Raw genomic sequence first — 22,956 nt, 5'->3', positions numbered from 1 at the left:
AAACAAACATTATGAAAGCACTTTTTGTAGCACTAATATCCTTATTAGCTTGTAGCTCAAAACCAGCTATTAACACTAAAAATTTCAATACCATGGATAAAACAATTTATCAATTTAAAGTAGAAGATATAACAGGCAATGAATTTGATTTTGCCCAATTAAAAGGTAAAAAAATAATGGTGGTAAACACCGCTTCAAAATGTGGATTTACACCTCAGTACGAGCAATTAGAGGAATTGTACCAAAAATATAAAGACAATAATTTTGTAATAGTAGGCTTTCCTGCAAATAACTTTTTAAAACAAGAACCGGGCACTAACGAAGAAATAGCTCAATTTTGTAAAGTTAATTATGGAGTAACTTTCCCTATGATGTCTAAAATTTCAGTAAAAGGAAAAGATATGCATCCTGTATATCAATTTTTAACTACAAAAGAGCTAAATGGGGTAATGGACAGCAAAGTAGGATGGAATTTTCAGAAATACCTAATAAATGAGAAAGGCGTTTTAGAAAAAATGATTCCATCTAAAACCAATCCCTTAGACCAAGAAATTATAGACTGGATAGAGCAATAAAAAAGGCTATCACCAAAATTTCTAAAACCTAATATCTATCTTTACAAAAAAATGTAAAGTTTGAATTATTGGCTTTTGCTTATACCGTTTATTTATACAGTAGTAGCTTTGGTTTTATTTCCAAAACTTATACTTTTTGCTCAGAAAAAAAACTATGTTGATGAAGCTACCAGTAGAAAACGGCATAAAACAAGTGTGCCTCCAGTAGGTGGCTGGTTAGTTTATTTAGCTTTTTTATTGGCACAGTTAACCTTATTTCCAATTAGTTTTCAGAGTATTACGCTTATTTTAAGTGGCACTTTACTTTTCTCTATAGGACTAATAGATGATAAATTTCCATTAAACGCTCCTCAAAAGTTTTTAGGGCAGTTTTTAGTAGCCGTTTTAATGGTATTTGTAGCTAAAATACATATAGCCGAGTACATGCATTTATACGGTATTCCTATAATTATAGGGCAATTAATATGTGTAGTGGCTATAGTATTTATCATAAACTCATTTAATTTAGTAGATGGCATTAATGGCTTAGCGGCATTGCTGGGAATAGCGGCATTAATTTCTTTTGGTTTGTGGCTTTATATTGCGGGCAAGTATAATTATGTAATTTTTGTATTTACCATTATAGCTTCCTTGTCTGTTTTTTTAAGGTTTAATTTATTTAACACAAAGGCTTTTTTAGGCGATAATGGCTCAATGTTAATTGGCTTTTTAGCTTCTTATTTAGCCATAGTTTTTATCAATACTTATACCGATTTAAGCAATGAAATTTCAACAAAGTGTGAAGCAGAAATAGGAATTGTTTTTGCAGCTATGGCAATTCCCGTGGCAGATACACTAAGACTTTTTATATTGCGACCTTATTATCTAAAAAAATCTCCGTTTAAAGCAGATAGAAACCATGTGCACCACTTGCTGTTAAGGTTGGGATTTAACCATGCAGAAGCATCATTGTTCCTATTTGGTTTTGCTATATTTTTGGTTATAGTTTCTTTACCTACGCAAGATTTAGGGAGCTTGGCTGTTATTTTAATTACGCTTTTTCTTAGTATGGCATTAATGATGTCTTTAGATTATTTTGTTTTTAGCAAATTTAAAAGGAGAATAGCAAAAAAAACCATGTTTAATAGTCTTCAAAATATTTCAAAAGACTTAAACTACCCTATTTTTATAGAGTATGCTTTTGCCACAAGTTTTTTTATTTTGGCTATGGCTATTCCTTTTCATAGAGTGTCAACCAGTATTCCTACGCTTATTTTATTGTTTTCATTTTTAACCTTAATAATTCGTACACTCATTGTTTACCGCTCTACTGGCTGGCAAATTATTCAAACAAAAATTAATGAGCTATTAAAACATCCTTACAGTATTTTACTGCTATTTAATTTAGCTGTTATTGTAATAAATATTATTACAAAACCTAATGAACATTGGACAAAAATAGCCTTATACTCCTTGCCATTGGTTTATTGGATAACCGTATCTCAGCTGGAAAGAATAATAGAAATAAAACCACGGTTTTTACTCACAGCTTATATTCTTGGATTAACGGGTTTTGGAGTTTATATATTAATTCAGTCTTTTGTACATTTCCCGGAATATGGCTGGAATAGCTTTTTTTATAGAAATTTACTTTTTCATGTAAAAGCAAACCCTGTTACACACTCCTTGTATTTTAATTTAGGAATTTTGTTTTTGGGCAATAATTTCAAGCATTTAAAAGAAGAAAAATGGCGTACAGTTTTTTGGGGTTTATTAGTGTTTTTTACTTTTATGGTTTATTTGTGTAGTTCCAAAATTGGCTTTATAGTATTGCCTTTAAGCTTTTCTTTTGCCCTTTATAATTTTGTAGGCAACAAGAAAACGGCAGTATGGGCGGTAAGTATTTTTTTGGCAGTATTTAGTTTTGTATTAGTTCAAAGCGGATTTTTAAATAAAGAGTTTATATTAAATACTTTAAATTCAAGACTGATGTCGTGGAGGGAAAGTATGGTTTTATTAAAACAATATTGGTTTTCGGGAATAGGCGTAGGAAATAGCGTTGAATTTTTAAAAGAAAGATTTGAATTAGTAAATTATACTTTTGGAGTAGAAAATAATCTTAATGCACAAAACCAATTTATAGAAGCATTTTTAGAATTGGGTATTTTAGGTTTCTTATCGGTAATTTTAATATTTGCCTATTCTTTTATAAAGGCGTTTGTTCAAAATAACAAGCTCTATTTTTTATACATCCTTATTTTGCTTATTTATATGTTTTTTGAATCGCTTTTTCAAACCCAAATGGGAATGATAGCATTTGCCTTTTTTAACGCTTTGTTTATTGCTTCATTTTATAATGAAAGAAAAAGCATTATTAATACTATTTCTAAAAATTTGAAATAGGTAAATTAATGGGAAAATCTTTCATCTCATCTGTTTCCTGCCTATTTTGCTGCAAATAGGACATTCATTAAGTTTGTGTCCTCTAGCGGGGCAGTATTCTCTTCCAAAATAAATAATTTGTAAGTGTAGTTTGTTCCACAGTTCTTCTGGAAAAAGCCGTTTAGCATCTTTTTCGGTTTGTTGCACATTTTTACCGTTGCTCAAAGTCCAGCGGTACATAAGCCTATGTATGTGAGTATCTACAGGGAAAGCAGGCACGTCAAAACCTTGGCTCATTACCACCGATGCAGTTTTGTGCCCCACACCGGGCAAGGCTTCTAAATCTTTAAAAGAGTTGGGCACTTTTCCATTGTGTTTATCTAAAATAATTTCCGACAAGCCAAAAATTCCTTTAGATTTCATAGGCGATAAACCACAAGGGCGTATAATTTCTTTAATTTTTTCTTGTCCAAGTTTAACCATATCCGTAGGATTATTGGCTAAGGCAAAAAGTTTTGGCGTTATTTTGTTTACGCGTTCGTCAGTACATTGTGCAGAAAGTAGCACAGCTACCAGCAAAGTATAATTGTCGGTATGATTTAGCGGAATAGGAACTTTGGGATAAAGTTTTTCTAAAGTATCAATTACAAAACTTACTTTTTCGGCTTTTTTCATAAGGCAAATTTATAATAACTATCCGTTATTACACCAATAATTTATGCTTTAAGATAGCATCTTGGGACGTTTAAGTAAGTTTATGGTCTTTTACTTTTGTCTTGATACAAAGGTAGCCAGGTCAAGACTATAATCAAAAACACTAAAATGCTATAAAACAGACGATGACAAATTAATGTATGCTCAATTTTAGTTTCCCTAAAGTATTTTTATTTGTAGGAGCATACTAATTTGTCTGTTTACTGTTTTATAATGTTTTTATTTAGTGTCGTCTGTTTTAGCTACCAACGGTGAGTATAAGAATAGTAGCCGACTGCGTTGTACTTCCCTGTCAAGTTACAAGAACGTTGAAGCGAGCTACAACCCTTGATTTTACTACTATCTCGGCTATTTTTCATATACATTGTTACAAGCCGTTTTTATTATTTAAGTTCAAGTTTTTCAATTCGATTTCCAATTGTAATTTCTTTCATTTCTTGTTCTAAGTTTTTAAATTCGGACTTTTGAACTGATTTGATTTGCTCTCCTTTTCTCAAAAGGTGTATTTCGTCACAAGTATCGCTTAAAGTTGAAAAAATATGTGATGAAATAAGCACAACTTTATTAAGTTCTTTAAGTTTTAAAATTATCTCTGTCAAAATGATGTTGCTCTGAATGTCAACACCATTAAATGGTTCGTCAAGAATAAAGTATTCGTTTTCTTGAAGTAGAATAGCGGTAATTGCTAATTTCTTCTTCATTCCTGTCGAGTAAGTTGAAGCGTATTGATTAAGTGGTAAATCAAAAATGTTTTTGCTCTCGATTTCTAAATTAGACTTTCCACGGGCATTACAAAGTAGTCTGATGTATTCTTTTCCTGTTATCTTAGAGAAAAAGAAAGGGTCTGTCAGAAGTAATCCTAAATGTTTTTTTAAAGGCGAATGTTCGGAAATTATTTCTCCATTATAATTTTCTAAACCTGCAATACATCTAAATAGTGTTGTTTTTCCTGCACCGTTTTCACCAACAATTCCATAAACTTTCCCTTTTAAAAACTCCATTGAAATATTTTTCAAAACTTCGTTTTTACCATAACTTTTGCTAAGCCCATTAATTTTAATCATTCAATAAATATTTTAGCTTATTAATAGACTTTGAGAAAAAAAACGGGATGATAGCTAATAACAAAGGAGGAAAGTAAAGGCTAAACGCAATAATAATTCCTTCGGGTATGTTCATCTCACCAGGATAGGCTGAATATTTTGCCAAAATTACTGTACAAAGAAAAAGAAGCCCAATTATAAAAAAGAGTAAAATTAATTCAAACTCGTTTGGATAAAATGCCAAAAGACTAATTATGATTGGAGCTGCTAAAATAGAAGCGTTTCTATATGCGTTAAAAACTTTATTCTTTAAAAATCTTTTTGGTGTTTCAGCGAAAATCCATACATAATATTCTTGTTCAGGCTTGTGGTAGTAACTTAAAGAGGTTAAGAAAACCAAAAGAAGAGCGAAAATTCCCAAATTAAGATTATCAACATTTATGGCAATAACTGTCAAAGCATAGGCAACAGGAAATATGAAAAAGGTCTTTCTGAAACCTGTTGAAAATTCAAATGGTCTTTTAGAAAATGGAGTTGGGATTGTTAGATTGAAATTGGAGTGAAAAGAGAATAAGGCAAGAACAATCGAACATAAAAATAGAATACTGGCTTCAATGAGAAAACTTTTGTATAATAGAATAGAAACAAAAGGTATGCAAAGAATAAAGTTCTCTGTAATTCTTATTTTTATTTTTGTTTTATCTCCGAAAGTTGATAGTAAAAAATCCGTTCTATTTTTTTCAGAAAGTTTGAATTGTAAACTAAGGCAAGTTAAGATTACTAAGTATTTGGCAAACTCTGTCTTTTGGAAAATGTATTCTGAAAGCAAAACAAATGCAGTTAAACCCAAAACATAGCCTAAAAGAGGATTAAGTCCTAATTCCTTAATCTTTCGGTTTGTCAGAACACCTTGTAGTTCAAAATAGTCTTTCATTTTATGTTCGGTCTTTTTTTATAATGGCTTGTAACGTTTTGTGTATGGTGCGTATCCCGAAGGGTATGCACTATACACCGTGTTAGCGGTATTTACTTTGGTTTTTAGCTTCAATAATCTTCTGTTCGGTCGCTTCTCCTGTATGAGTACAAACCGTGGTCTCTAAAATGGATTTTTCCTTTTTAAATTTATCAGTCAATGGGTGGTTTGCATATACGACATAAGATTTCCCTTTCGTAAAGACAAATTTGCAGTCATCAGCATTTGTAATGCCACTCCTTATTCTAATCGTTTTCTCTTTTGATTTCCCTTTGAAATATTCGACAACTTGAAAAGTGTACCAAATTTCGTCAGTTGAGAAATTCAAGATTGAGTCAGTATCAACATTAATGGTGTCTACTTGAATTAGTTTCCCATTGAAAATTACATCTCTATCCTTGAACTCTGTCTTAATTGAAAACTCCTCCATTTGAATACAGCTGCAACAGAAGCCAATCTTAGCAACAGTCATCAATAATATTATCGCTATAGTTTTTTTCATTTTAATTACCGCTAACAATTGTATAAACGACATAATGTCGTATATATTCCGTTTATACCTTGCTAATATATAAATATTTTATTGAATCTTAATAAATCTAACTGTTTTTTTTGTAATGGAATTTTTCTACTCGTGCCACTACTCCAAGTCGTGGCACAAGTACATAATCACACTTCTTTTACTATAAAAAAACCATCTTCGCCTTTGCTCTGGTATAATGGCATTAACATTAAACCATCGGTGTGAGATACTATTTCGCCATGCTTGTCGTGAGCCAGCACCTCTCCTTTTTTAATACTTTGAAAATTGACATATCCAGGTTTCATTATAAACTTATCATCTTCTTCTATAGGGTGTCTGTATATTACCTCCACATGCTTTGGTAAATTTTTAAAAGAAGTTTCCATCTCTGAGTATGCGTCTTTATATTTTTCTACCACTCCACTTTCTATACACCCTGCATGATAAAACATATAAACTAAAGCAGCTTTCATTCTTTGCACGGCTATGGGGTCTTCGTGTTGCCCAGCTTCAAATGCTATAGCAGGCAAGCCTATATCATTAAAATATTCAAGCGTTGTTCCTTTAATTTTTGTTATCATTTTATCTATAACAGGAACTGGAATTTGCAATGCATATTCCGTACTTTTAGCATGAGCATTAGTAATACTAAAACTTCCGCCTTTAGCCGAAGTGGTATGTAAATCTACCAGCATTAATTTCTTTCCTTTGTCATGAACTATGTCTAAAATTAAATCTAATATTTGTTTTTGCTCCACGTCCTCTGCCGTATTAAGCATTCCAAAAGGCAATGCCCCCAATTTTCTTATTTTGCTTAAATACCACTGTCTGTTTAAGTCTTTATGCGTAAATCTTACATTGTCTTTTATTGCTTTCAAATTGCCTGCTATACCTATTACGGTACCATCAAATGGTACATTTGCTTCTTCAAATTCCTTAAAAAGTTCTTGCAAAGCATAAATTCCTGCTTTTTCATTACCGTGTATTCCTGCAAATACCAAAAAGGTTTTAGCCGCACCATATTTTCCGTATCTTCCTATTACTCTTTCCATAAGAAACGCAAAATTAGATAATTAACACTGTTTATAAGCTTATTTTAATGCTAATTTTAAGCTCGTATCTTTGTGTTAACAAAATAAAACAGCATGCAGCAATATCATGATTTGCTTAATCATATAATGAATAATGGTACAAATAAGGGCGATAGGACAGGCACGGGAACTAAAAGTGTTTTTGGCTATCAAATGCGTTTTAATTTAGCCAAGGGTTTTCCTTTATTAACTACCAAAAAAGTATTTACCAAAGGTATTATTTATGAATTGCTTTGGTTTATAAAAGGCGATACCAACATTAAATATTTAGTAGAAAACAATATTAAAATATGGAACGAATGGCCTTTTCAAAGCTATTTAAAACAAAATAATTTAGAAACGAAATATCCTAAGCATAGTACTGTTTGGAAAGAAAAAATGGAGGAGTTTATTGAGCAAATTAAAACGGATGATGACTTTGCAAAAAAATACGGAGAACTGGGACCTGTGTATGGCAAACAATGGAGAAATTTTGAAGGTGTTGACCAATTAAAAAATGTAATTGAAGATATAAAAACTAAACCCGATAGCAGAAGACACATTGTTTCTGCGTGGAATCCAAAAGAAATTCCTGTGATGGGAAAATCTGGATTGCCTCCGTGCCACACTCTGTTTCAGTTTTATGTAGCAGATGGGAAACTAAGTTGCCAACTATACCAGCGTAGTGCAGATGTATTTTTAGGCGTTCCTTTTAATATAGCTTCATACGCTTTGCTTACACAGATGATAGCTCAAGTTTGTGGCTTGCAAGTAGGCGATTTTGTACATACTTTTGGCGATGCTCATATTTATACCAATCACTTTGAACAGGTAAAAGAACAATTAAGTAGAGATTTTTATGAATTGCCTACTTTAAAATTAAATCCTAACATAAAAGAAATAGAAGATTTTACTTTTGATGATATTGAAATTTTAAACTACAAACACCACCCTACTATAAAAGCTCCTATTGCTATTTAATAAAATTGCCATTTAAAATTACAGTAAAAACAATAACTTACTTCTATTGCAAAATGAAAAATAGATTATTCTATACACATTTCTCACTGCTCCTGTTTGCTTTGCTTTTATCTTCTTGCACTAAAGAAGAAACTGTTAATATAAACTACACTTTTACTGCAGCACTCAATAATAAAGCAGATGCTAATGATTTTAACACCGTTGATTTTAAAGAATTTGAAAACTTAAACTTAGGTTTTTACAAAGGAAATTTATGGATTAAATTAGAGGTAAACAATGGAAACAAAGCTAATTCTTATATGATTATTAATAATGATAATTTTAATAGAAAATATGCTTTTTACAAACTGGATACGTTTAGCAATTCTTTAAAATTAGTAAAGCAAACAACCGATCTAACAAAGCGAGATTATAGAACATTTAATTTTCCTAATCCTAATTTTAAAATAGACTTAGCTCCACAAGAGCAAGCTACTTTTGTACTTTTAACAAGCAGCGATGGACGCACTATAAACGCTACGCCACAATTAATATCTATGGAAAGCTATTCTGCTTTTATTAGTAAAACCATGATTTGGAGTGTAACTTTTATGGGATTAATTGTTTTTCTGCTCATAGTTAATATATACCAATGGAAACTACATAAACAAAAAATACACCTATACTACATATTTTATATGTTGGCTACATTCTTAATGTACTTAGGGTTTGAGGGTTATTTGTACAGCTTAGGACTCAAAATTATTATTATTGACCATGTTATTTTTATTGCAGTTAGGCTTTGGATTTTATGTTTAATTCTGTTTACCACTAAATTTTTAGACACAAAAAATGTAGCTCCCCTTTACTACAAATTTATTTTATGGCTCTTATTTATTGTATTAGGTGGAACCACCATTTATCAGCTTATTTTTTTTAATTCATCTATAGCTCACTTACATTATTTTGATAATACTTTATCTTTTCTTTGGCTTGGAATTATACTTATTACCATTCTTGTTTCGGCAAAATCAAGAAAATTAGAACTGCGTTATTATTTAATATCCTTATCGCTTTTTCTGTTATTTATAACTTTAGGCTTAATTAACGGTCATTTTCAAATTTTCCCCGGCAATCCTTTCATTTATATAAAAATAGGAACTATGGTAGAATTTATAGGTTTCACATATTTTATGACTGTTTTAATAAAAAGAAAATTAGACAGAGGCGAAAACTTAGATAACGAAATAGAAAAAACAAAAAACTTAAAAAAAGAACTTGAAGCCAATAAAGATAAACTCATTCATACTTCAAAAGAATTAAAAGAAAAAGAAGCCGCATTATCTAATAAAAAAGGAATAGAAAAAACGGATGTAATTGGTATATTAAAATTGTTGGAAAACTCACTTTCTACAGATGAAGAATGGGAAGAATTTAAACTAAAGTTTACCGCATTAAACCCAAATTTTCTTGAGCAACTTTCAAAAAAACATCCCGATTTAACTAAATCTGAAATTCGTTTATTGACTTTAATAAAAATTGGTTATACACAAAAGGAAATAGCCGATATTTTAAGCATAGCTCCGGATAGTGTTAAAAAATCAAGAAGTAGAGCAAGGAAAAAATTAAAACTCCAAAAATCTGTTTCGCTTAGCAAATATCTATCTAAATTTTAACCGTACGGATTTTTTTATTAAATTTGCACGTATAACATTGTGCTATGGATACAAAATTGACATTAAAACTCAATCAAAACGTTATTGAAAAAGCAAAAAAGTATGCTTCCAATAAAAAAATGAGCCTTTCTCGTATAATTGAAGCGTACTTACAGGCACTTACTTCAGAAAATGAATCTGATGAGTTTGAGATTTCTCCTTTTGTAAAAAGTATAGCTACAGGAGTTGAAATTCCGACTGATTTGGACTATAAAAAAGAGTATTCAGATTATTTAATGAAAAAACATAAATGAAAAGAAGAATTTTTATAGATACCAACATTATGTTAGATTTTTTAGGCGAACGCAAGCCCTTTTATATCCCAATTGCAAAAATTGCAACGCTGGCAGAAAAAGAAAAACTAACAATGGTTGTTTCTCCAATTTCATTTGCTACGGTAAACTATTTCCTTTCAAAATTTGAAGGTTCAAAAATTGCCCGAGAAAAATTACGGAAATTTAAGATAATAAGTGAAATATGCCCGTTGGACGAACAAACAATTGAAAAAGGGCTTAACTCTTCAATAGCTGACTTTGAAGATGCACTACAGTATTTTAGTGCAACCGAATCTAACTGCGAACTTATAATTACAAGAAATGGAAAAGATTTTAAAAAGTCTTTATTGCCTATAATGACAGCAGATGAGTTTTTAAAAAGTATGACGGGTTAATTTTGTTAAAATACCAAATATTTATATATTTAACTAATGTTACTTAACAGCACACTCGTACCACAACTTGGAGTCGTGGCACGAGTAATTTATCTAAACATTTTTTTGCAATCTCAATAATTATTCTTAACTTTAGCATACCATACGACAATATACGTTCAAAATCAACATTATAAACAAAACGAACGTTACTCAGTTGGTAGGGCGGGCCTCAGCCTTTTTAGGTTCAATTTATTTTGACAAGGGGATTACTGAACAACTGATACGTTTAAATCCTGATTATTAGGGTTTTGAAACAAAGTCGTATGGTTTTTTTATGCCGTTTCGTGTTGACAATTAGCTTTATTTTTCTAAAAGTAGTATTTCTACACTCCTATTTTCTTGATGTTGCTTAAAGGTGCAATCTATATTTTTATAACACCCATTTGCTAATACATCATTTCCTACAGCCACAGGTCTAATTTTATTAAAAGGCACTCCTGCTTCCATAAAAAAACTGGTTAATCTTTCTACTCGTTGTTTTGCTATCTGTTTAGCTTCGTTTTGCTCCTCATTGGCATCGGCATAAGCCGTTAATTTTAGCTCTATATTTTGACTTCCGTTTAAAGCATTTGCGATAGTTTTTAATTCTTGCTTTACATCATCTAAAAGTATAGCAGAACCTACTCCATAATATATTTTATTTCCTCTTATATAGTTTTTAGAATTTAGCACTTCACTATCTACTCTAAAGCCTTCTTTTACTTTTTCTTCGTTTATAAATTCTCGTTCTTCCACACTTTTTCTAACATTTAACCCCGATGTTCTATACTTCTTTTCACTCATGGATTTTACTTCCATTATTTTATAGTCTTTAGGCAAACTATCTATATAAGCAACATTTTCCGCCTCTATTTCTAAGGTTGCTACTTCATTGCTCAATAAATTTCTTAAAACTATTTCTTTAGTGCTCTTCAAATCATTTTTATAAAGCTCTACTGTAGTTTTTGCATGTTTTGTTATTATTATTTTATCGTATTGTATAGCATCATTAGCATAAAATCCGTTATTTACATATTCTATATCTTGAATTTTGGAGCTATCTACATATATTAAAGCAACATTGTACAAAGGCTGCATATTTTCGTCCATCAACTTTATCCACCCCTCATTTACTTGTGCTTTTATACTAAAAAACATAAAAACAGCAATAGCTATAAAAATTATTCTTCTCATTTTAGTTTATCTTCTATAAATTTCCTTGTTGGCGAATTTTTCACTTTTAATAAATCAATAGGTTTTCCTTCAAATACTTTATATCCACCATTTTTCCCTCCTTCGGGTCCAAGTTCTATAAGGTGGTCGGCATTTTTTATTACATCGGGGTGATGCTCAATAATTAACACGGTATGTCCTATTTCAATTAAAGCATTTAAAGCTCTTAGCAATTTATTTACATCATCTAAATGTAAGCCTGTTGTAGGTTCATCAAAAATAAAGAAAATAGGCTCCGGATTTGAAGCTTTTATTAAAAATGAAGCCAATTTTAAACGTTGAGCTTCGCCACCCGACAATGTGCTACTACTCTGCCCCAGTTTTACATAATCTAAACCTACGTCTTGTAGTGGTTGTAGTTTTGAAACTATATCATCTTTTCCTTTAAAAAATTCTAAAGATTCCTCTATACTCATTTCCAGTACATCATAAATTGATTTATCTTTATATTTTACTTCTAGTACTTGCTCTTTAAATCTTTTGCCTTTGCAGTCTTCACATTCTAATTCTACATCTGCTAAAAACTGCATTTCTACGGTTATTACTCCTTCGCCCTTGCAGGTTTCGCACCTTCCGCCTTCTACATTAAAAGAAAAATCTTTAGCTTTCAATCCTCTAACTTTTGCCAATGATTGATTAGCAAATAAATTTCTAATACTATCGTAAGCTTTAGTGTAAGTAACCGGATTAGAACGACTACTTCTCCCCAAAGGATTTTGGTCTATCAGCTCAATATGCTTTATTTTGTTTAAATCTCCTTCTATTTTTTCAAATGCTCCCGGTTTTGTACTTGCAATACTATATAAGCGTTGCAGTGCCGGGTACAAAATATTTTTTATTAAAGTAGTTTTGCCAGAGCCACTTACGCCTGCCACTACCGTCATAGCATTTAAAGGCACGGTTATATCTACATTTTTAAGGTTATGCTGTGTAGCTCCTTTTAATTCTATTTTATATTTAGCTTTTCTTTCTTTTTGGGGTAAAGTAATTTCCTTTTCTCCTGTTAAATATTGGGCTGTTAAAGTATCTGCCTTTAAAATATCTTTTGCATTTCCGGCATAAGTCAATTCTCCACCAAAACGCCCTGCACGTGGGCCTATATCTACTATAAAATCTGCCGATTTAATAATATCTTCATCGTGTTCTATTACTATAACAGAGTTGCCCAAATCTCTTAATCTTTTTAATTCTTCTACCAGTTTTTGAGAATCTTTTGGGTGCAAACCAATACTTGGCTCGTCTAATATATACATAGAAGATGTTAAATTGCTACCCAAACTTCTCGTCAATTTTATACGCTGGGCTTCGCCACCAGAAAGTGTATTGGCCATACGGCTAAGCGTTAAGTACGATAAACTTAAATTGTTTAAAACACTCAATCTATTATTTATTTCAAAAAGTATGCGTTTAGAAACTTCTTGTTCGTATTTTGTTAGCTCAATATTGTCAAAAAAATCTTTCAGCTCATTTAAAGGCATAGCCAATAAATTAGATATTGATTTCCCATTTATTTTTACATAATTAGCATCTTCTCTTATTCTTGAACCCTCGCAATCCATACATCTTGTTCTGCCTCTATAGCGAGAAAGCATAACTCTGTACTGAATTTTATAAGCATTTTGCTCCAACATTTTAAAGAAATCATTCAATCCCTCAAAATATTTATTTCCTTTCCAAATTACTTTACGTTGCTCATTAGTTAAATCTTTATAAGCTCTGTGTATAGGAAAATCAAAATGATGGGCATTTCTTATTAATTCATTTTTGTAATAGCTCATTTTTTCGCCTCTCCACGCCACCACAGCATCTTCATAAATAGATAAATTTTTATCGGGAATTACTAAATCTTCATCTATTCCTATTATTGTTCCGTAACCTTCGCAGGTAGGACAGGCACCAAAAGGACTATTAAAATTGAAAAAGTGAATATTGGGTTCTTCAAACAGTATTCCGTCTGCTTCAAATTTATTGCTAAACTGTTTTTTCTCTATGTCTAACACATTAATAATACAACTTCCCTTCCCTTCAAAAAAAGCTGTTTCTACAGAATCGGCTATTCTTGATTTTTGCTCGTCTGAATCAGCTTTAACCACTATCCTATCTATAACTACATTCAGTTTTCCTCCAGCCAGCTTATCTTCTTCTAATACTTGTTCTATTTTAAGTACGGTATTGTCTATTTCTATTCTGGTAAAGCCTTTTTGAAGTAGCAATTCCATTTCTTTTTTCCAATCTTTAGTTTTTTCTAAAGAAAAAGAAATTAACACTTTAGCTCCTTCCCGCAAACTTAAAATATAATTAACTACATCTTCTACCGTATCTTTTTTCACTTCTGCTCCACTTATTGGCGAAAAAGTTTTTCCTATTCTGGCATACAACACTCGCAAATAATCATATATTTCTGTTAAAGAGCCTACACTGGCTCGGGTACTGCCACCCGGCACTTTTTGGTCAATAGCAATAGCCGGGCTTAAACCTTTTATATACTCCACTTCGGGCTTGTTCATACGGCTTAAAAACTGACGAGCATAGCTACTTAAACTCTCTACATACCTACGTTGCCCTTCTGCAAAAAGTGTATCTATACACAAAGAAGTTTTGCCCGAACCACTAACTCCAGTAACTACCACAAATCTATTTTTAGGTATTTCTACGTTTAAATTTTTTAGGTTGTGAACTTTAGCACCTTTTACTTGTATAGTATTGTTTTTCGCCTCTCTCAAAAGTGTTTTTTTATTTTTTTTGCAAAAATCGTGAATAAAATTTAGGAAATTCAAAAAAAGTAATTATTATTACACTTAGAAACCATTTTAACAATTATTGTATTATGGCACGGTAATTGTGAATTTTTAACAAACAAACTTTAATTTATAGAAACAGGCTTTACTTTTTATTGAAAAGATTACATCACTACTAAAAAAGTATAGCTATGGGTAAAATTAAAGACAAAGAGTTAGTTAGAAACTACTTGAATGGAGATGAATCAGCATTACAAACGCTGATTATTAAGCACAAGGAAAAAGTATTTACTTCAATTTTAATGTTCACTAAAGACAAATATCTTGCAGAAGATTTGTTTCAAGACACATTTATTAAGGTAATAGACAAACTGAAAGCCGGTAAATATAAAGAAGAAGGCAAATTTTTACCTTGGGTAATGCGTATGGCTTACAATATTTGTATAGACCACTACAGAAAATCTAAAAGAAAGCCAAAACTTACTAATGCAGATGGTTTTGATATTTTTGACATTCTTCCGCTTGCAGATAGCAGTCCGGAAGATGTGATGATGGACGGGCAATCTAAAAATAGAGTGAGAAGGCTTTTAGACGAACTGCCGGAAGAACAAAAAGAAGTGGTTTTACTGAGGCACTACTACGATTTTAGCTTCAAGGAAATTTCAGAATTAACGGGAGTAAGTATCAATACTGCTTTAGGGCGTATGCGTTATTCACTTATTAACTTAAGAAAAATAGTAGCCGAAAAACAAATTCAGTTTTAGGTAATATTTTCAAATTATTTTCTCGCAAATTCGCTAAGACGCAAAGAGTGTGGAATAGCTAAATAGCTTGTTAGTTGTGTAGCTGATGAGAGGGACTGGGATTCCTGCCTTCGCAGGAATGACGTTTTGGGGAAGGTTTTTTCCTATCTCGTTCGGCATTACGATAAGAGCAGTGAAACGGAACGAAGAAGTCTGCCTGCCGGCAATCTTTTTACTTATATGAGATTGCCACAAAAATTACTCCTCTGTCATAATTTTTTCGCAAAGACGTATAACTGTTGGTGCACCATGGCAAGTGAATCATCTCCCAACCTGACAGTTACGGAATTAGCAAATAATACCAATTGTCAACACAAAATAGTCTAATCTATTTTGTGTTGACAATTGGTAAATGCCGATAGAGCAATATATTTAGTACAATAAGGCGTAGCCGAGATTGGACTATTATATATTCCTAATCGGTATAAGCTCACTCCCAAATTTCCAAATTGTTTTCTTGCAAAGGTACATTACTTATATTTGTGCCGTGAACCATGAGTACTACATGCAAAGATGCTTACAATTAGCAAAACAGGGATTGAGAAATGCAGCTCCCAACCCAAGTGTAGGTGCTGTGTTGGTTTATCAAAACAAAATAATATCTGAAGCTTATACTTCTGCTTATGGCGGTGCTCATGCTGAAGTTAATTGTTTACAACAAATTAATGATGCAGAAATATTAAAAAATAGCACGCTATATGTTAGTTTAGAACCTTGTAGCCATTTTGGTAAAACACCTCCGTGCAGTAATTTAATTATAGAAAAAGGCATAAAAAAAGTAGTATTAGCCTGCCAAGATCCCAATAGTTTAGTGGCAGGAAAAGGAATTGCCAAACTAAAAAATGCCGGCATAGAAGTAATAGAAAATATACTTACCAAAGAAGCTACAGCATTAAACAAACGCTTTTTTACTTTTCACACCAAAAAAAGACCTTATATAATATTAAAATGGGCTCAAACGCCAAATGGCTATTTTGCTCCTATTGATAAAGAACAATTTTGGATAACCAACAAAAAAACTAAAGCATTAGTACACAGTTGGAGAAGCCAAGAAATGGCCATACTTGTAGGAGAAAACACAATTATTACTGATAATCCGAGATTGAATACCCGATTAGTGGCAGGTAAAAATCCACTAAGAATAATTATTAATACGCAACAAAAACTAAACGAAAAATCCATTGTTTTTACCGATGGAAATCCTACCATTTTATTCTCAAATTTTGAATATAATATTGATACTGAAACCAATACAATAATTAGTATAACAGATGAAAAAAATGTGGTAAAACAAGTTTTAAATTATTTGTATCAGCATGAAATAAACTCATTAATAGTAGAAGGCGGAGCATATACGCTAAATGAATTTATAGCTAATAATTTATGGGACGAAGCCCGAATACTACATGGCGTTAATGAATTAAAACAAGGAATTAAAGCACCAAAAATAGAAGGAATTTTTACAGAAGAATACAAAATTGGTACAGATACTATCAAACTTTTAAAAAACGCTAAGGCATGATTTGGCTACTGCTAAGTATCATAAGTTCTACCGCCATAATGGTAGTATTTAAGCTATTTAAAAAATATGAAATTAGCACTTTGCATGCTATTGTTATTAATTATTATACAGCAGCTTTAATCGGCTTGCTTTTTATTAATGATATTAACCAAAAAACACAAGCATTTGACTCTTGGTTGCCTTTTGCATTATTGTTAGGAACACTTTTTATAGGTTTATTTTTTCTTATAGGCGTTACCACACAAAAAATGGGCATTAACGTTTCTACCATTGCCATGAAATTGGGATATATACTCCCTATTATATTAGCTTTTTCTCTTTATCAAGAACATATAAGCACCATTAAATTTATAGGCATAGCACTAACTTTATTTGCCTTAATTTTTAGTTCTATAAAAATCAATAAAGTAGGACAAACTACTCAAAAATGGCTATTCTTATTTCCCATAATTATTTTTGTGGGAAGCGGCATAAGCGATGCCATTGTTCAATATGCAGAGAAAACATATTTCCCTAAAGGCAATACTGAGTTTTTTATCATTATATTGTTTATTACTGCCGGCACTATTGGTTTTTTGGCATCTTTAATTCAATTTGCTAAGAAAAAAGAATGGTTGTTTAACAAAAAAAATATTTTAGGCGGTATAATTTTAGGTATTCCAAACTATTTTTCAATATATTTTCTCTTTAAAACCTTAAACGCTTTCCCTGCGAAAAGTGTAGTAGTTTTCCCTGCCAACAATATAGGAATTGTAATGCTTTCAACACTTTTAGCTATAGTATTTTTTAAAGAAAAATTAAGCCCACTCAATATTGTAGGTTTTATTTTAGCCATTATTTCCATCATACTAATGTACTATGAAAACATTGTACTACTATTTTAATTTAAGCAAAGCCAGCGAAGGTTATTTTGAAGATAAAGGTTCAAAATTTTATGCATACGCCTACAATGTTTATACGGAAAATGATGTAAAAAAATACTTAGAAAAACTAAAAGAACAATATCCTAAAGCTACTCACCATTGCTATGCTTACAGAATAGGAACCGACAAAAATAATTTTAGAGCTAATGACGATGGAGAGCCAAGTGGCTCGGCAGGAAGACCTATTTTAGGACAAATAGATTCTTTCAATTTAAGTAATGTGCTGTGTGTAGTAGTCCGTTTTTATGGAGGAACAAATTTGGGCGTTTCCGGCTTAATTAATGCTTATAAAAAAGCGGCACACAATGCTTTTGAAAATGCAAAAATTATAGAAAAAGAAATAACTAAAACCCTAAAAATAAGCTGTACTTATACTCAAGTAAATGATTTATTTAACCATTTAAAATCAATAGGTATAGACACTTGGAATGAAGTGTATAATGAAACTTGCAATATATCTTTTGAAATACCTTTGTCAATTTTTGACGATTTAAACCAATGGTTAAGTAATAATAACTACAAAATAACTAACTTAGATAAATAATGAATATTCCTTTTAAAATAAAATTGTTGCTGTGTTTGGTTTTGATAAGTTTTTGGGCAAATAGTCAAAATTTAGGAAACTACACTTTCCCCTACGAAAATAAAGTGCTTAGCATAAATGAATCTAACAACAATAATGACATAAAAAGTATTGTTTTTAAAGTACTTTCGCTGAGTCAATATCAGAATCTTTCGCTTAATTTAGTATTTGCTACAAATAGTTTAAGTGCTAAACATTATACTTTTCAAGTGGCTTATAAAAATATTCCTGTAGAATTTTGTTGGGTAAAAGTACACACCTCTAAAAATGGAATGCCTTTTAAAATTCAGAATAATATACCAAGCAAAGAAATTTGGAATAATTTCAATCTTACATCTTTTAATAGTTCAGAAAATAATGTTTTACTCTGTCAAAATGATGCGTTATTGACTGCAAAAAGAGATACAATTATTAATGAAAAAGCAGACATTTACAACGTTAAATACACCTTAAACGACCATTCTTTTTTTGAAAACACTTTAAAATACCATTCAGATACTACCATACACGCAAAAGTTTTTTTGCCGGATCCATTAACCAGTTCTAATAATAATTACGGTGGCTTGTATCAAGATGCCTACGCAAAAGACACTAGTGTTTTGGTTTTGCAAAACCAAAGTAACAGCTCCGGTAGCACCGTTACTTTTAATGCTATAAATTATACTATTTACAGCCAGCAGTTTAATGTAGGCACAGAAAGTTATGTCAATAATTATTCGGGAAATACGCTGTATCAATATTTTGAAAATATTTATTTTAATGGTTTAGGCGGTATATTAGGCTACAACACTGCCATTACAGATAATTTAAGTGGAAAAACAACTCAGTTGATTACGGAAGATTATAATTACCCTACTTTAGCTAACCAACAAGCGTGGGTAAATTTTATGGGAACATATAACGCTGGCACTTTCTATTTAGAAAACAATGCTTTTAAAATAACCGAATTAAGTGCTCCCTCCACTAATGTAGCTCAAAGCAATACCGACACCATGCTTTTTACAAGAAACGAACTTGGTTTTGAAGATATAAATGCATTTTACCACTTAAATAATTATAGAAATTACTGGCAATCGTTAGGTTTTACAGATTTAGATGCTTCGCAAATTTCTGTAGATACACATGGAAATAATGGAGCGGATAATTCATTTTTTTCGCCAGCTACTCCCTTAAGATTAATATTTGGAGAAGGTGGTGTAGATGATGCAGAAGATGCAGATGTAATTATACACGAATACGGACACGCCATAAGTCATTTTGCTGCTCCGGGCTCTAACTCGGGTTCGCAAAGAAATGCAATAGATGAAGGTTTTGGCGATTATGTTGCCGTTTCTTACTCAAAAGGATATAGCAATTATAAATGGAATGAAGTTTTTAGCTGGGACGGACACAATGAGTTTTGGAGCGGACGAGATGCTAATTCTTCAAAAACGGCTTTAGATATTTCAAACGCTCAAAACATATATTATAATGGCGAAATTTGGAGTACGGTTATGACAGATTTATTGTTAAATATTGGAAAAACTAATGCCGATAAATTTGCCATAGAATTAATGTACTACAACACACCAAACATAAGTATTTATCAATCTCTAATGAATTTGTTTACTATAGATAGTTTACTTTTTGGCGAAACCTATCGTTGCGATATTTTTAATGTACTTTTCAATAGAAAATTTTTAGTGGGCGATTGCAATAATTTTTATTCCGACATAAAAGAATCTTACTATAATAATGGAGAAGTAAAACTTTTAAATTCTGCTAATTTTAGTAATTCTACACCTTTAAAATTTAGTATTGAAGCAGAAAGATTTAAAGAAGCAAACTATCAAATTTTTAATGCTTTTGGCAAGTTAGTACATGAAGAAAGTTTTACAGAAAGAACACATACTATACCTACAAATGAATTAAGTAAAGCCATCTATTTTATAGTTTTGCAAACTAATAACAGCACTTATAGGTTTAAAATAACAAAAAGATAATATGCTTAGCACAGTAGAACAAGAAATAGTAGATGAATTTGCACTATTTGACGACCCCATGGATAAATATGAGCATATAATAACTATAGGGAACGAACTGCCACCGTTAAATGATATTTATAAAATAGATGAACTTTTAGTAAAAGGTTGCCAAAGTAAAGTGTGGCTACACCCCTACGAAAAAGACGGCAAAATATATTATGAAGCTGATAGCAACACAGTAATTACCAAAGGAATAGTAGCTATGCTTATAAGTGTTTTATCGGGGTTAACTCCTCAAGAAGTGGTTCAACATCCTTTAAGTTTTATAAAAGAAATAAATTTACATGAGCATTTAAGCTCGCAGCGTAGCAATGGTTTAACAGCTATGATACAACAAATGAAAGCTTTTGCAGAGAAATACAATCAGAAATAATGACTAAAAAAATATACTACTTAAAAACTTGTAGCACTTGCCAGCGAATATTAAAAGAAATAGAAGCTGAAAAACATGGCTTTGAGTTGCAAAACATAAAAGAAGAACCCATAACTGAAAAACAACTTGCCGAAATGGGAAAAATGGCAGGAAGTTATGAAGCTTTATTTAGCCGTAAAGCAATGAAATACAAAAGTTTAGGTTTAAAAGATAAAACACTAACTGAAAGCGACTATAAAAAATATATTTTAGAAGAATATACTTTTTTAAAACGTCCTGTTGCAATTATTGGTAATGCCATTTTTATAGGAAACAGCAAAAAAGTGGTAGAAGACATTAAGAAAGCCTTAGCTTAACCAAATAATTTATTCAGAAATTTTTCTAACCAATTAGGTTCAAAATCTTTTGCTTTGTAATGCCCTATTTCTATAAGATAATTCATGGCTTGCTCGTAGTCTTTAGGCAAAACTAATAGTTTTACACCATTGTAAGCACTTGAAGTAAATTCTCTTAATGCAGCTATATTTTCGTGTTGCGTAAATGTTTCTATACCAAAAGATTCTAACTTATTGCGTACATGAGCCATATCTATTTCCGTAGCAAAAGTAGCCACTACCACAGGTTGAATATTTTGTTTTTTATTTTTCACTTTTTAAAAATAAACAATTTTGCATACAAAAACACTAAAAATACTCGTGCCACGACTTGAAGTCGTGGCACGAGTATAAATTTAGAAACAATAATAATTATAAAGTTCCTCTATTAGCTTGTTCTCTTTCTATAGCTTCAAACAAAGCTTTAAAGTTTCCTTTTCCAAAAGATTGAGCCCCTTCTCTTTGTATGATTTCAAAAAATAACGTAGGTCTATCTTGTACTGGTTTTGTAAATAATTGCAACAAATATCCTTCATCATCATTATCTACAAGAATGTTCAAATCTTTAAGTACTTCTATATCTTCTTTTATTTTACCTACTCTTTCAAATAAATCATCATAATATGTTGCCGGAACTTCTAAAAACTCAACGCCTCTTTTTCTCATTTCAGTAACGGTACTTATAATATCTTTAGTAGCTACAGCTATATGCTGCACTCCTGCACTGTGGTAAAAATCTAAATATTCCTCTACCTGCGATTTTTTCTTGCCTTTAGCCGGCTCATTTATTGGAAACTTAACATAGCCATTGCCATTGCTTACCACCTTACTCATTAATGCAGTATATTCTGTAGAAATATCATTATCATCAAAAGTAAGTAATAAGCCAAAACCCATTACTTTTTCGTAAAATTCCACCCATTTATCCATACTACCCAATTCTACGTTTCCTACACAATGGTCAACATACTCTAAACCCGTAGGCTTTATTTCAAAATTAGATTTTTTAGCTTTAAAACCCGGTAAAAATGCTCCTTTGTAATTTTTTCGTTCTACAAATTTATGAATAGTATCTCCATAAGTTTCAATAGCTGCTATTATTACTTCTCCATCTTCATCTTTAAAAGTGGTAGGCTTCATTACTGATTTTGCTCCACGCTTAGTTGTTTCTTCCCAACTTTTAGTAGCATCATCTACCCAAAGAGCTAAAACTTTTACGCCATCGCCATGTGTTGCTATAAAATCGTTTATTTCACTATCGGGATGCATTGGAGAGGTAACCACCAGTCTTATTTTACCTTGTTGAAGCACATAAGAAGTTGATGTTCTATTTCCCGTTTCTAAGCCAGAATAAGCTACTAAGTTAAACCCAAAAGCCGATTGATAATAGTAAGCAGATTGCTTTGCATTGCCACAGTAAAACTCTAAATGGTCGGTGCCTAATAAGGGCAAAAAATCTTCGGCATCTACTAATTTGTCTTTAAATTTTGATTTGGTTACTTCCATGGTTTGATTATTTTTGATTGATTACAAAGATAGTAATTAATTAAGATTTTTAAAACCAAAAACAATAGCTCTTATCTATATTGAGATAAGAGCTATTATAAATACACAAATAATTATGACTATCCGTAAAGATACCCATGAAGTATTTTACATTAACTTTTCTTTAGTAGAAAAGTTACAAAACTTGCCTGACGGCAGTCAGGGAATCGCACTAAGTTTTCAGCGACCCATTATAACCTCAACTCCTAAAAA

General features: G+C 31.4%; 22 protein-coding genes. 13 read left to right on the top strand and 9 right to left on the bottom strand.

The features are described from left to right. The first annotated feature begins 11 nt into the window (after window positions 1-11). Window positions 12-575, top strand: coding sequence for a glutathione peroxidase (locus H6578_12235; GenBank protein MCB9227921.1), 564 nt, complete (start codon window positions 12-14; stop codon window positions 573-575). A 60-nt stretch (window positions 576-635) separates the two neighbouring features. Continuing rightward, window positions 636-2,957 (top strand): O-antigen ligase family protein, encoded by a 2,322-nt coding sequence (locus tag H6578_12230; GenBank protein MCB9227920.1) that lies wholly within the window; start codon window positions 636-638, stop codon window positions 2,955-2,957. A gap of 21 nt (window positions 2,958-2,978) precedes the next feature. Here H6578_12230 and nth read toward each other — a convergent pair whose 3' ends face one another. The 5 genes from nth to H6578_12205 all read right to left on the bottom strand — a co-directional run bounded on the left by nth (window position 2,979) and on the right by H6578_12205 (window position 7,241). Beyond that, window positions 2,979-3,611, bottom strand: coding sequence for an endonuclease III (gene nth, locus H6578_12225; GenBank protein MCB9227919.1), 633 nt, complete (start codon window positions 3,609-3,611; stop codon window positions 2,979-2,981). A 422-nt stretch (window positions 3,612-4,033) separates the two neighbouring features. Beyond that, window positions 4,034-4,714, bottom strand: a complete 681-nt coding sequence (locus H6578_12220) for an ABC transporter ATP-binding protein (protein ID MCB9227918.1) — start codon at window positions 4,712-4,714, stop codon at window positions 4,034-4,036. Further along, on the bottom strand, window positions 4,707-5,627 hold the full coding sequence (locus tag H6578_12215; protein ID MCB9227917.1) for an ABC transporter permease: 921 nt from the start codon (window positions 5,625-5,627) through the stop codon (window positions 4,707-4,709). The genes H6578_12220 and H6578_12215 overlap by 8 nt, the downstream gene beginning before the upstream one ends. A gap of 82 nt (window positions 5,628-5,709) precedes the next feature. After that, window positions 5,710-6,168 (bottom strand): hypothetical protein, encoded by a 459-nt coding sequence (locus H6578_12210; GenBank protein MCB9227916.1) that lies wholly within the window; start codon window positions 6,166-6,168, stop codon window positions 5,710-5,712. A gap of 167 nt (window positions 6,169-6,335) precedes the next feature. After that, window positions 6,336-7,241: a succinylglutamate desuccinylase/aspartoacylase family protein gene (locus H6578_12205; protein MCB9227915.1), complete on the bottom strand. Its 906-nt coding sequence runs from the start codon at window positions 7,239-7,241 to the stop codon at window positions 6,336-6,338. Window positions 7,242-7,334: 93 nt separating this feature from the next. On the opposite strand from H6578_12205, the gene H6578_12200 reads away from it, so the two are divergent. Genes H6578_12200 through H6578_12185 form a run of 4 tightly spaced genes read left to right on the top strand, consistent with a single transcriptional unit; the run spans window position 7,335 to window position 10,604 of the window. Next, entirely contained in the window at window positions 7,335-8,240 is a 906-nt protein-coding gene (locus H6578_12200) for a thymidylate synthase (protein MCB9227914.1), read from the top strand. A gap of 53 nt (window positions 8,241-8,293) precedes the next feature. Further along, the gene (locus H6578_12195; protein MCB9227913.1) at window positions 8,294-9,895 is read left to right on the top strand and encodes a hypothetical protein; all 1,602 of its coding nucleotides are present in this window, start codon (window positions 8,294-8,296) and stop codon (window positions 9,893-9,895) included. Between the two features lie 44 nt (window positions 9,896-9,939). After that, a complete protein-coding gene (locus H6578_12190; protein ID MCB9227912.1) occupies window positions 9,940-10,188 on the top strand; it encodes a hypothetical protein in 249 nt (82 codons plus the stop codon). Further along, window positions 10,185-10,604, top strand: coding sequence for a PIN domain-containing protein (locus H6578_12185; protein ID MCB9227911.1), 420 nt, complete (start codon window positions 10,185-10,187; stop codon window positions 10,602-10,604). Before H6578_12190 ends, H6578_12185 begins: the two co-directional genes overlap by 4 nt. 342 nt (window positions 10,605-10,946) lie before the next feature. Here the strand turns inward: H6578_12185 and H6578_12180 are convergent, their stop codons facing one another. Together H6578_12180 and uvrA are read right to left on the bottom strand one after the other, a co-directional pair. Continuing rightward, entirely contained in the window at window positions 10,947-11,819 is an 873-nt protein-coding gene (locus H6578_12180) for an OmpA family protein (protein ID MCB9227910.1), read from the bottom strand. Continuing rightward, window positions 11,816-14,581, bottom strand: a complete 2,766-nt coding sequence (gene uvrA, locus H6578_12175; protein ID MCB9227909.1) for an excinuclease ABC subunit UvrA — start codon at window positions 14,579-14,581, stop codon at window positions 11,816-11,818. The genes H6578_12180 and uvrA overlap by 4 nt, the downstream gene beginning before the upstream one ends. Window positions 14,582-14,787: 206 nt before the next feature. Here uvrA and H6578_12170 point away from each other — a divergent pair, with 206 nt between their 5' ends. From H6578_12170 to H6578_12140, 7 genes are all read left to right on the top strand, one after another. After that, window positions 14,788-15,360: a sigma-70 family RNA polymerase sigma factor gene (locus H6578_12170; GenBank protein ID MCB9227908.1), complete on the top strand. Its 573-nt coding sequence runs from the start codon at window positions 14,788-14,790 to the stop codon at window positions 15,358-15,360. A gap of 544 nt (window positions 15,361-15,904) precedes the next feature. Further along, entirely contained in the window at window positions 15,905-16,921 is a 1,017-nt protein-coding gene (ribD, locus tag H6578_12165; protein MCB9227907.1) for a bifunctional diaminohydroxyphosphoribosylaminopyrimidine deaminase/5-amino-6-(5-phosphoribosylamino)uracil reductase RibD, read from the top strand. Beyond that, a complete protein-coding gene (locus H6578_12160; GenBank protein MCB9227906.1) occupies window positions 16,918-17,805 on the top strand; it encodes an EamA family transporter in 888 nt (295 codons plus the stop codon). The genes ribD and H6578_12160 overlap by 4 nt, the downstream gene beginning before the upstream one ends. Continuing rightward, the gene (locus H6578_12155; GenBank protein ID MCB9227905.1) at window positions 17,780-18,388 is read left to right on the top strand and encodes a YigZ family protein; all 609 of its coding nucleotides are present in this window, start codon (window positions 17,780-17,782) and stop codon (window positions 18,386-18,388) included. Before H6578_12160 ends, H6578_12155 begins: the two co-directional genes overlap by 26 nt. After that, window positions 18,388-20,409 carry a T9SS type A sorting domain-containing protein gene (locus H6578_12150; protein MCB9227904.1) on the top strand — a complete coding sequence of 674 codons (2,022 nt, stop codon included), beginning with the start codon at window positions 18,388-18,390 and terminating at the stop codon, window positions 20,407-20,409. The genes H6578_12155 and H6578_12150 overlap by 1 nt, the downstream gene beginning before the upstream one ends. A 1-nt stretch (window position 20,410) precedes the next feature. After that, window positions 20,411-20,824: a SufE family protein gene (locus tag H6578_12145; protein ID MCB9227903.1), complete on the top strand. Its 414-nt coding sequence runs from the start codon at window positions 20,411-20,413 to the stop codon at window positions 20,822-20,824. Beyond that, window positions 20,824-21,180 (top strand): arsenate reductase, encoded by a 357-nt coding sequence (locus tag H6578_12140; protein ID MCB9227902.1) that lies wholly within the window; start codon window positions 20,824-20,826, stop codon window positions 21,178-21,180. Before H6578_12145 ends, H6578_12140 begins: the two co-directional genes overlap by 1 nt. On the opposite strand, the gene H6578_12135 is transcribed toward H6578_12140, so the two are convergent. Together H6578_12135 and hppD are read right to left on the bottom strand one after the other, a co-directional pair. Then, the gene (locus H6578_12135) at window positions 21,177-21,473 is read right to left on the bottom strand and encodes a hypothetical protein (protein MCB9227901.1); all 297 of its coding nucleotides are present in this window, start codon (window positions 21,471-21,473) and stop codon (window positions 21,177-21,179) included. The genes H6578_12140 and H6578_12135 overlap by 4 nt on opposite strands. A 97-nt stretch (window positions 21,474-21,570) precedes the next feature. Continuing rightward, entirely contained in the window at window positions 21,571-22,704 is a 1,134-nt protein-coding gene (gene hppD, locus H6578_12130) for a 4-hydroxyphenylpyruvate dioxygenase (protein ID MCB9227900.1), read from the bottom strand. Window positions 22,705-22,956: the final 252 nt, after the last annotated feature.

The sequence above is a fragment of the Chitinophagales bacterium genome (assembly GCA_020635995.1).
GTDB lineage: Bacteria > Bacteroidota > Bacteroidia > Chitinophagales > UBA8649 > JAFMKE01.
The sequence above is the reverse complement of the archived record's forward strand: the minus strand, read 5'-3'. Positions and strand labels throughout refer to the sequence as shown.